An 11,699-nucleotide genomic window follows, 5' to 3' on the forward strand; every position below is an offset into this window, starting at 1 on the left:
AACCTTCTCCATCATATCACGCATATCGTTTTCTACATTTTTTATTGGTGTCGTTGCAACATTACTACTTTCTGGAGCTTTATCGGGTGTTGTTGTAGCATTGTCACCTTCAATAATTGTAGCTGTAATGTTACCTATAGTAGAAGTTAATCTTGATCTAACATCTGTCATGAAACTCCTCGTATTAGGTGTAGTAGTAAGGTTACCTATAGCCGAAGTCGTCATCGACCTCATATTATTTGTCATAGCAGGTGTTAACCCACTAGCTGAATTAGGCGAGCATGGTACTGATGAAGCTAAAGCACTTACACTCATAGATGCAAACATAGTTGTAATTATGCAAAACTTAATTAATTTGTTCATTTTTAAATCCTCCTTCAAATTTGTTTGTTGTATAATATTTTTTTACATTATAGCATAAATTTAATGGTTAAACAACGAATTTAATGAATTTTTTAGCGCATTATGTCGAATTAGGTATAATGAACTATTTTTTCACCCTTTGTAATGCGCTTGTTTTTTTTCCATTTTCTCTTGTATCATTTGTTCTATAAAACAATTAAGGTGATGCCTCTGTCTAGACACCACCTTATTGTTTTATAGATATCAAAAGCTCAATTTAGTTTATGTTTTTGCGTAGTTATCTGAATTTCTTTCTTAGTCTACTTACACAGCCGTAACAAGTACTTTTTATATTATATATAACCCTCCACTACTCCACTCTAAATCTAATCTTCATTATCTATTAATTTACTTTGAATTCTTTCTTTTAGTTTTCCCTTTATATTATTATTGCTAATCATTTGAACAATTGGCTCAAAGTTCGATTCTACGATAATCCTTTTAGCTTCTTTGTCTGTAAACCCTCTGCTCATTATATAGAAAAGTTGCTCTTGATCGATTTGCCCTGCACTTACTGCGTGTTCACCTTCAACATCATCTTCACCACATTGTAATGCTGGGATACCATGAGATACAACCGATTCGTCTAACATTATAACGATTTCTTTTTCTCTTCCCTTAGATAATTTTGAACCTTTTTTAAAGTCCAAAGTACCTCTAAATACTTTTTTTGCACAATCTTTCAGTAATCCTCTAACTTCCATATTACTATTGCTGCATTGACCTTCATGATATGCTTTATATGATAAATCTATCTTATTTTCGCCATCTCCAATATAAATACCATTAATTGATACAGTACTATTTTTTCCCTCTAGATATGATGTGTAATCAGAACCTACAACTTTTGCTCCTACATCACAATGAATAATATCAATCTCTCCATTGTCTTTTATTACTGATACATTTGCATCAAAGTTGGTCACCTTATCTCCTAATGTCTGGAGCTTTACAAGTTTTACTATAGCATTTTTATCTGCGTAAATTTTAGTTATACCATTGCGAAATAGCTCTTCTTTAGTATCACTATCATATTCTATAAAAATTTCTGTTTCACTATTTTCTTTTGCGATAATTATATTATGTTCTAAAAGTAATGAATTTTCTTTATCCATTTTATATTTTATATGAATTGGCTTTGTTTTTTTATTTCTAGGAATATGAATTAGAACGCCTGAATTACAAAAAAGTTCACTTAATGCCACCAGTTTTTTATCAATACCATACTCCTTATCCATGGAACTATAACTTTGGTATATTAAATCGTTTTTTAGTTTATCTATACGTTGTATCTCTATTCCTTCATTATCGCTTTCAATATTTAGAGTATTAAATGGTTTGTAACTTGGAATAGTGTCCAATGAATATCTCAGCCTTTTCCACTTTGGGCAACTTTCATTTTCAAATATTTCTAACATTTTACCCTTTAACGTGATTAAAGAATCACTTTTCCCTTTATTTAATTCATGTAATAAGTCGATATTATACATCCTGACACCTCCTATCCTATCGTTCCTTCAAGTTCTAGATTAACTAACTCATTTAATTTATTTGCATAGCCCAATGGTAGTTCTTTGGTAATAGGTTCTATAAATCCTCTTACAATCATAGCTTTTGCTTCAGATTCTCCAATACCTCTGCTCATGAGATAGAATATTGTTTCATCACTAATTCTGCCAATTTTCGCTTCATGACCTATATCAACATTATCATTTTTGATTTCAATAATTGGTAATGTATCAGACTTTGACTCATTATCTAACATCAATGATTCGCAGTTAGCAACCGCTTTACAATGATGCGCTGATTTATTGACTCTTAATAAACTTCTATAGTATGCATAACCACCATTTTTTGAGATTGATTTAGAATTTACACTTGATGTTGTATATGGTGCTGCATGAATAACTTTAGCTCCAGTATCTAAATGTTGTCCATTTGAAGCAAACGTAATTCCAGTATATTCTATTTTTGCTCTTTCCCCTTTTAATATGCTCATAGGATAAGTCATAGCAATTTTTGAACCAAAAGCACCTGCAACCCATTCTAATATACCATCTTTTCCGATAATGGCTCGTTTTGTATTTAAGTTATACATATTTTTAGACCAATTTTCAATTATCGAATACCTTAACCTAGCAGAATCTTTCACATGCACTTCAACACATCCAGCATGTAGATTATTAATATTATATCTTGGTGCAGAACATCCTTCTATATAATGCAGTTCTGCCCCTTCATCAACTATAATAATCGTATGTTCAAACTGCCCTGAGCCTTTTGCATTAACCCTAAAATATGCTTGTAATGGTCTATTAAGTTTCACTCCAGGTGGAACATATATAAAAGATCCTCCCGACCAAAAAGCCCCATGTAGAGCAGTAAATTTATTGTCTGGTACAGGTACTAATTTCATAAAGTACTCTTTAACAATATCCCCATGTTCCTTTACTGCTGTTTCCATATCAGTATAAATGACCCCTTGCTCCAGCAAATCTTTTCTTACATTTCGATAGACAGTCTCAGAATCATATTGGGCACTTACTCCCGCTAAGAATTTTCTTTCAGCCTCAGGTATACCTAATCTCACAAAAGTATTTTTTATATCTTGTGGTACCTTATCCCAACTATTTTCAGCCTTCAAATTGGATTTTACATATGTGACTATTTTGTCTATGTCTAACTCGTCTAACCTTGGTCCCCATTTTGGGAAATGTTTTTTGTTGTATATTTTTAATGCTTTAAGCCTAAAGTCCAACATCCACTTAGGTTCATCTTTTTGTTTAGATATAGCAATTACAATATCTTCTGAAATACCTTTATCCGTTTTATATCTTGCTCTATCTTGGTCTTTTACATCATAAATATCTCTTTCCACATCATTAACATACGTTTTTGTTCTCATTTTGTCCTCCTTTATTGGACAATATAATTTTTAATAGATTTAAAACCCTCACGGTCAATTTGCTCAGCTAACTCAATATCGCCACTTTTTATAATCTTTCCATCTAGCAAAATGTGAACATGTGTTGGTTTAATGTATTCAATTATTTTATTATAATGGGTAATTATAATAATGGCATTTTCAGTGTTTCTAATCTGAGAGATACCTCTTGATACAACCTTAATTGCATCAACATCAAGGCCTGAATCCGTTTCATCTAATATTGCTATTTTAGGCTCTAATACAGCCATTTGCAGTATTTCACTTTTCTTTTTTTCACCACCTGAAAAACCTTGGTTTAAATATCTCTGCCCATAGGATATATCCATCTGTAGCATCTTCATTTTTTGAGTTAGTAATTCGTTGAAATCTCCTATGGTCTGTTTTTCCCCCGTAATAGCATTTTTAGCTGTTCTCAAAAACTCACTAACTGTAATACCTGGAATTTCTACTGGGTATTGAAAAGATAAAAATAGCCCTTTCTTTGCTCTTTCATCAGCTGTTAGCTCATTACTTATCTCATCTTCAATATAAATTTCTCCTTCTTCTATTTCATGTTTAGGATGGCCCATCAAAACATTTGCTAAAGTAGATTTCCCTGCACCATTAGGTCCCATTATGATATGAACCTCACCTTTATTTACTTCAATGTTCACACCTTTTAGTATTTCTTTATCATCGACTCTACTTTTTAAGTTTTTTACTTTTAATAAACTCATTCTATCACCTTCTATAATAAATTTACCAATTAGCTCACATTTATTTACTAATTTAATCTTACCACTTTGATTTCACTACTTCAATACATAAAACCTACAATTTTACTAGGAATTAAATTTTTTAAATTTTTATTAAAATATATTCTTATAAATTGATAACTAAATGCATTTAAAAATTTAAGCTATAATCTTATTTTCACATTAAATAGAGCACAAAAAAAGTGTACCTGCAAACAAAAATTATATGTCTACAATTACACTTATAACATTTTTGTAACAATTGTATTGTCATCTGTAAAGGTGTCCAAAAGGGGCATGTTCGCTAGTTTCATCCACCGTTTTGATCCCTTTATTACTACTTAATATCAATAAATATTGTTTTACCTGTCCATTATTATATCAACAGTCTCTTCTAAATTGATATCTAGATTAATCTCTTCTAAAATCATCCCACTACTCCAAGTATTTTATAAGATAAATTTCTTATTGATAAAAATGGTATTGATTTTCTATCATGTGAAAATCCTATGTAACTAGCTCTTTGATTTTTAAACTCTTCTTTTAGTATGAGCTATGACATTATTAGCACACGGTTAATCAAATATATTTATTGATGGTGTAAATACTAAGCAATGAATCCCTTGTTCTGTCCAAATTCAATATTACTGTACCTACCTAGAATAATACTTATACCAGTTATAGCAATTCATATGATTTGTGCCTTTTTTATACCATTTTATATTTTATATTACTAAGTTAGCTACTTAACAAAACCCCCTTTATTCTCACACGAGTCAAAGGGAGTTAAATAAATTGAATGTTTAAATTAACCTCTTAAAGCAATTGCTAATTTTCTTACTGCTTTTGAAATTTCTACAAAATTCAATGGTGAATAATTCTTTTCTATTTCTCTTATTATAGAAAGTACATTTATATACAATCTTTCTGGTTCTGTCCAGTCCATGTATTGATCTATATTAATATTTTTGGATATTTCCATTGGGTCTTTTAATCCTTGTGCATAATATTTTTTTGTCCCTTCCAAAACAGTATTAAAATATTCTTTTAAAGTTTTTACTTCATCTATTGAGCATACCTTACCATGCCCTGGCACTATTACTTCTGGTTTTAACTCTTCGATTATATAATCTAATACTTTAATCCATGCTCTCATACTCACCCAACAAATTGGTGTACATTTATTGAATACTATATCTCCAGTAAACAATACTTTTTGCTCTGAAAGCCATACCATCACATCTCCTCTAGTATGTGCAGGCCCTATATGTATCAACTCTACTTTCGTATCACCTAACATAACATCCATTTTTTTCTCAAAAGTTATATTTGGAGGTGTTATTTTTATTCCATTGAAATCAAATGGCTCCATGAATTTTGCAAACTGTTTTATTCCATCATCGTCGGTTACTTGAGCTAACATCTTCAATTTTTGAAAGTCCTCTGGATTTTCTCTACTAACATCTTCTAAAAGAGTTATATGTCCTATACAGTCTGATTTATCGAAAATCTGGTTTCCCCAAATATGATCACCGTTTGCATGTGTATTAACTACAAATCTAGGGTCTTTGTTAGATACCTCTAAGCATAAATCTTTTAAATTCTGTGCAAAATTTAAGTCGTACATAGTATCAACCACCATGCCATCTCCTTTGTTTATAAACCCTGCATTAGACCAACCTATACCTTTATCTTCAACCATGCAACCGTATATGTCTTTTGCTACTTTTACAAGAACTATTTCACCTTTTTTTAACTCCATATCCTAGCCTCCTATACACTACATATATTTTGTTCATTTATTGTATATTTTTTGCATAATTAAGTATATAATAGTAATTGCATTTTTTATTATATTATATTTATCGACAATTTTCAACATATTTCCTTGGCAATAAGGTTAGTTAGCTATTTAGAACATCTATTTGTGCGTGATTTTTAAGCATAAAATTAACGTCAACATAAATGTTGACGCTTAGTCATCTAGTTAACAGACTGTAGTAAAAGTCTCAAATCAGAGTGTGTTAAAATTGAGTAGCAGAGTTTACTTAGGGGTAAGTGATCAACGGAAATTCTAACAACAACGCAAGAATTGTTTTTTGTCTACAGTCCGTTGACCTTTACTTTTCAACTGTACTCATAGCAACTATAGCCTTAACAGCTATGTCTATCGTATTTTTTTCTGCTTGCATGTATAATCTATCTTTCTCCTGCAAAGTTAACTGCTTTTTCTTGATTATATTAGAATCTGTACCTACTAAAGCACCTACTCTTAATCTTCTCTTAGAACCTACTATAAATGCTGTAGCACATTCCATCTCTGATACTGCAACATCAGTATCTAGTAGCAATTCGTTAAGCTTATGATTTTGCATATAGTATGCATCTCTCGAAAAACTTGGCCCTATATAATATTTGTCATCTTTCAATATTTCTTTAGCTGCATTCATTAGAGCTGTGGTAACATCATAGTCAGCTATAGCTGGATATATCTCTGGAAGATATTCTTTACTAGTTCCATCTCCTCTAACTGCTGCATTTACTATTACTACACTACCTACTGGTATATCTTCTCTACGCCCACCTGCTGAGCCTACTCTTATAAATGTATGTGCTCCAATCTTCGCAAGCTCTTCTATAGCTATTGCTGCTGAAGGTCCTCCTATACCAGTTGAACACACACTGATTCTTACACCATCTTTATATCCAGTATATACAACATACTCTCTGTTTTCTGCTATCTTCTCTACTGTATCAAATGTATCTGCTATCCTTTTAGCTCTTTGAGGATCACCAGGAATTAGAACATATTCTGCTACATCTCCTTCTTTACATCTAATATGTTTTTGTAATGTTTTATCGTAAGCCATTTTATACCTCCAAAAATAAGTCTACTATTTTATTTTCGCTCAATTTTATTAAGCCTTTGTCTGTTATCTTTAGCAATTGACTAACAGGAAGGCTATTAGTGCAAAGAGACATTATTGGATTATAATGATCATATCCAAGCTCTAATAAAGCCTCTCTAACATCTCTAGTTTGTCTTGCAATATCAGCAATACTTTTATCTGATAGAATCCCACCTATAGGTAAATCTATTTTTGCCTTGATATCATTATCCTCTACAACATAAATGCCTCCTTGATTATCTATCACATGGTTTACTGCAAGTACTATATCATCTATTTTTTTACCTACCACCAATATATTGTGATGATCATGTGCATATGTAGTAGCAACACTCCCTCTTTTGATGGTATCACCACTTATTAGTCCAAGTGCTATATTGTTGTTTTTACCATATCTCTCAAGAACAGCTATCAAACAACAGCCATTATCTGCCCATTGCAATTTATTGTCTTTAACATTTATACTATGAATCTCCTCTTCCGTAAAAGTAGTATTGTTAGATACTTTGATAACTCTACAATCAATACTACCATTTGCTATTGGAGCATTTATATCAAAATCATGTTTTGTAACTTTCTTGCGCTTTACACTTTTATAAAATCCATCTGGATATCTGTAATCAGTACCTTTGTAGTCATACTCCATACCTTTTTGGTAGACTAACACCCCTTTTTTATATACAGTGTTTATATCAAACTCTGCTAAACTATCTAAAAGCACAATATCCGCTATCTTTCCTGGTGCTAAAGCACCCCTATCTTTTAAATTCATTCTCATAGCTGGAGTGTAAGTTGCTGCAAATATCGCATTTTCCTCACTCATTCCAAGCTCTAGAGCCTTTTTTACAATCTTGTTTAAATGTCCCTGTATATTCAATGTATCTGCCATTACATCATCAGTGACAAAGCAATAATTACCGTGCAAATTATTCTTATTTAGAAAATCTATGATTTCTTTTTTTAATGATTTTTCTTGTATCTGAATAAACATACCCATTTTTATACGTTCTCGCATTGTATCAACCATTTGTTGTGTATGATCAGAATTTATACCTCTATAGATGTAAGTAGCTAAATCTTTCCCCATGATTTTAGGACAATGTCCTTCTATTGGCATATCAGGATGATTTGTTTTCATATAGTCTATGATTTTATTTATCTTTGACTCTGGTTTGTGCACCACATCATAATAGTTCATAACCTCTCCTAGACATATGATATTTTCACTTTGTGCTAGGCTCTTTATTTCTTCTAATCCAATTTCTTCTCCTGTTGTTTCAAACTCACTATTTGTTGATGGCACAGATGATGGTATACCATAGAATATATCTGCTACACAATCTTTACCACTAAAGATCATCTCCTTAATCCCATCTAGCCCAAATACATTAGCTATTTCATGTGGCTCAGACACTATGGTTGTAACTCCATTTTTTATTATCTCATGCGAAAATGCACTTGGAGTAGCCATACTACTCTCTATATGCATATGTATATCAATAAGACCAGGTATTAGATATTTACCTGAAGCCTCTACTATATTGTCACATTCGTATCCTGATATATCATCACTGCCCACATATAATATTTTTTCGTTAATCACGACTAGATTTTCTTTAAAGAATTTTTTGAAATAAGTATTATATACAAATGCATTTTTTATTATCAAATCTACTACCACACTTATGCACCCCTATTATTTTATGGTTACTAGAATACGAAATAAATCCCGTATTCTAGTAACCTCAAACTAATTATTCATTTTATTGTTCCAGTTTTCTACCCATTTAGCTTTTACACCATTTATTTTTGTCCAATCAAGCACTTTTAGCGATTTAATAAGTTCTTCACCGTAAGTCAATCCTTGAGCTTGCTCATCAGTTAATTTAACATTGATATTAACAGGTGAATCAACTTTATCAACTGCATTTGCCATTTGAACTTCTTCGCTTAAACACCAATCTATAAATTTCTCAGCAAGTTCTTTGTTTTTACTTCCCTTTACTATGTTTACTGTATTTAAACCTGCAAAAGCTCCTTCTGTAGGATTTACCCATACTGCTGTAGGTGTAGATTCTTTAATTCTTCCAAAAGCAAAATCTTGTATTGCTGCTACAGCTATCTCTCCTTGTGCAAACATATTTACAGCCTCTGACGATCTTCCAAATGTCTTAACTAGGTTTGGCTTTAAAGCAACTAAAGCTTCAAATGCTGCATCTGAATTCTCTAATGCATCTATATTTGCTTTAGCTCCTGCCATCACAACCATTGAAGGTCCTGCTGTAGTGGTTATATTAGGGATTGCTACATTGTCTTTTAGTTTTTCATTCCATAAATCTTTCCATGATTTTATCTCTAAATCAACACTCTCACTATCATATACGATACCAGTTTTATTAAGAGTATACGCTGGTCCATATTCTTCTCCAAGTGGAGCTTTTGCTAAATCGTATATATTCTTTAGATTAGGTATGTTGTCTCTATTTATTTTCTCGAATAAACCTTCTTCTACTCCCTGTATAGCAAATGAGTTAGCTAAAAATATAACGTCAATATTACTATTTTTAGAAGCTCTAATCTTATTTAATCTATCAGAGTTATTACCAACTTCTAATACTATCTTCACGTTGTTTGCTTTCTCAAATGGCTCAAATACATTTTTTCTAAGCTTGTCCTCATTATAACCCCATGTAGATACTATAAATTCTGTTGGTTCTCCTTTTACTTCACTTTGTGCATTACTGTCTTTATTTTTATCTGGTGCATCATCTTTTTTACATCCAATTATTGCAAAACTCATTACTACAACTAAAGTCATTATTAAATATAATTTTTTCATATTAAATTTCCTCCTTAGTCAACTAATATAATTTTTTCTTTTGGTAAGTGAAGACTTACATTTTCACCGTTTGAATACCTACAGTCTGCTAATCCATTAACTATTAGCGACCCTAATTCAGTATTAACTACATATTGATACTCTTTACCTAGATAAGTACTAATATTGATTTTACCCTTTATGATATTTTCTTTATCACTCTCCCTTGCAAATCTAATTTCATCAGGGCGTATTGTACCCTTGATACCTTCTGTATTTATTTTTCTATCTGAAACAGCGTTAAAACTTGTTCCATTTATAGCTTTAAGCTTGTAGGAATTGCTCTGTATTGAATCAATCTTAAAATCTACGAAATTTTCAAAACCAACAAAGTTTGCAACGAATTGTGTTCTCGGATTCACATAGATGTTTTGTGGCTTATCTAGTTGCTCGATAACTCCCTTATTCATTACAGCTACTTTATCAGATATCGAAAAACACTCCTCTTGATCGTGAGTAACATATACAGTTGTTATATTAAATTCTTGCTGTATTTTTCTAATACCTACTCTCATTTTTACTCTAAGCTTAGCATCTAGATTACTAAGGGGTTCGTCTAATAAAAGGAGATCCGGTTTTATAACCAAGGCTCTTGCTAATGCTACTCTCTGTCTTTGTCCACCAGAAAGTTCCTTTGGATATCTACTTGCATAATCTTTTAAATCTACAATCTCCAGAATTTCTTTTACTCTTTTATCTATCTCATTGTTATTTACTTTCCTAAGTTTAAGCCCAAAGGCTACATTTTCACTCACTGTCATATGAGGAAACAATGCATAGCTTTGAAACACAAATCCAAAATTACGTTTATGAACTGGTATCTTAGTGTAGTCTTTATTGTTAAATATAAATTGACCTTCTGTTGCTGTATTAAAACCAGCAATTAATCTAAGTGTAGTAGTTTTACCACATCCACTAGGCCCTAAAAGAGATATAAGCTCTCCCTTTTCCACATTAAGATTTAGATTTTTTAGTACTACGTTTTTTCCATACGCAACGCTTATGTTTTTTAATTCTATAAGTGACATGACATCCTCCTTAATTTACTTTGTAAAAAAGTTAAGTCCTAGTGTTTTTTCAACTATGAACATCAATACTGCTGTTATTAACATCAATACTACTGATAGTGCCGCCACTGTTGGATCAAAATAATATTCTACATAGCTCATCATCTGAATAGGTAGCGTACTAATCCCGGGCCCTATAAGAAATATTGACATCGGAACATTATTAAATGAGTTTATAAATGCTAATATAAAACCTGCTAGCACTCCAGAAGTAATGTTTGGTAATACTATCGTGAAAAAGGCTTTAGCCTGATTACAGCCCAAACTCATTGCAGCCTCTTCTATGCTATAATCAAAGTTATCAAGACTTGATGATATTACTCTTATGATATATGGAAGTATGATTATTGTATGGCCTAATAATAGGCTCATAAATACTGGTAATTCGTGTTTGATAATCAAAAAGTTCATCAATGAAAATCCTAATACAATTCCTGGTACTATTACAGGGGTAATAAATATACCCTGCACTATACTCTTTCCTTTAAAATTAAATCTACTTAGTGCATACGCTACTGGTATGCCTATTATCATTGCTATTGTTGTAGATATAACAGCCACTTTGATACTTATGTAAAACGCTCTAATAAACATTTCTACATTAAAGATATTTTGTACCCATTTAAAAGTAAATCCATTTGGTGGGAACCTTAAAAAACTATCCTTTCCAAAAGCTGCTCCAGTTATTATAACTAAAGGAGCTAGCAAAAACATGTATACAACAACTGCTATTATAGTTAAAAACCAATTTTTTCTTTTCAT

Annotated in this window: 10 protein-coding genes; all 10 read right to left on the minus strand. The window is 31.6% G+C overall.

Translation table 11 applies throughout. The features are described 5' to 3' along the window. On the minus strand, positions 1-363 hold a 363-nt coding region (locus tag P3X86_RS18185; protein WP_483294154.1), incomplete at its 3' end, for a hypothetical protein. 365 nt (positions 364-728) lie between these two features. Then, the gene (gene sufD / locus P3X86_RS18190) at positions 729-1,892 is read right to left on the minus strand and encodes a Fe-S cluster assembly protein SufD (protein WP_483294155.1); all 1,164 of its coding nucleotides are present in this window, start codon (positions 1,890-1,892) and stop codon (positions 729-731) included. 11 nt (positions 1,893-1,903) lie between these two features. Next, positions 1,904-3,307 (minus strand): Fe-S cluster assembly protein SufB, encoded by a 1,404-nt coding sequence (gene sufB, locus P3X86_RS18195; protein ID WP_483294156.1) that lies wholly within the window; start codon positions 3,305-3,307, stop codon positions 1,904-1,906. Positions 3,308-3,318: 11 nt separating this feature from the next. Beyond that, positions 3,319-4,065, minus strand: a complete 747-nt coding sequence (gene sufC, locus P3X86_RS18200) for a Fe-S cluster assembly ATPase SufC (protein WP_483294157.1) — start codon at positions 4,063-4,065, stop codon at positions 3,319-3,321. Positions 4,066-4,891: 826 nt separating this feature from the next. Then, on the minus strand, positions 4,892-5,845 hold the full coding sequence (locus P3X86_RS18205) for an MBL fold metallo-hydrolase (RefSeq protein ID WP_483294158.1): 954 nt from the start codon (positions 5,843-5,845) through the stop codon (positions 4,892-4,894). 358 nt (positions 5,846-6,203) lie between these two features. Next, positions 6,204-6,953: a nucleoside phosphorylase gene (locus tag P3X86_RS18210; protein WP_483294159.1), complete on the minus strand. Its 750-nt coding sequence runs from the start codon at positions 6,951-6,953 to the stop codon at positions 6,204-6,206. A gap of 1 nt (position 6,954) precedes the next feature. Next, positions 6,955-8,673 (minus strand): adenine deaminase C-terminal domain-containing protein, encoded by a 1,719-nt coding sequence (locus P3X86_RS18215; protein WP_483294160.1) that lies wholly within the window; start codon positions 8,671-8,673, stop codon positions 6,955-6,957. 69 nt (positions 8,674-8,742) lie between these two features. Then, positions 8,743-9,831 (minus strand): ABC transporter substrate-binding protein, encoded by a 1,089-nt coding sequence (locus P3X86_RS18220; protein WP_483294161.1) that lies wholly within the window; start codon positions 9,829-9,831, stop codon positions 8,743-8,745. Positions 9,832-9,845: 14 nt separating this feature from the next. Further along, the gene (locus P3X86_RS18225; protein ID WP_483294162.1) at positions 9,846-10,898 is read right to left on the minus strand and encodes an ABC transporter ATP-binding protein; all 1,053 of its coding nucleotides are present in this window, start codon (positions 10,896-10,898) and stop codon (positions 9,846-9,848) included. 15 nt (positions 10,899-10,913) lie between these two features. Then, positions 10,914-11,699: an ABC transporter permease gene (locus tag P3X86_RS18230; protein ID WP_483294163.1), complete on the minus strand. Its 786-nt coding sequence runs from the start codon at positions 11,697-11,699 to the stop codon at positions 10,914-10,916.

The organism is Abyssisolibacter sp. ZYX002, from assembly GCF_056892235.1.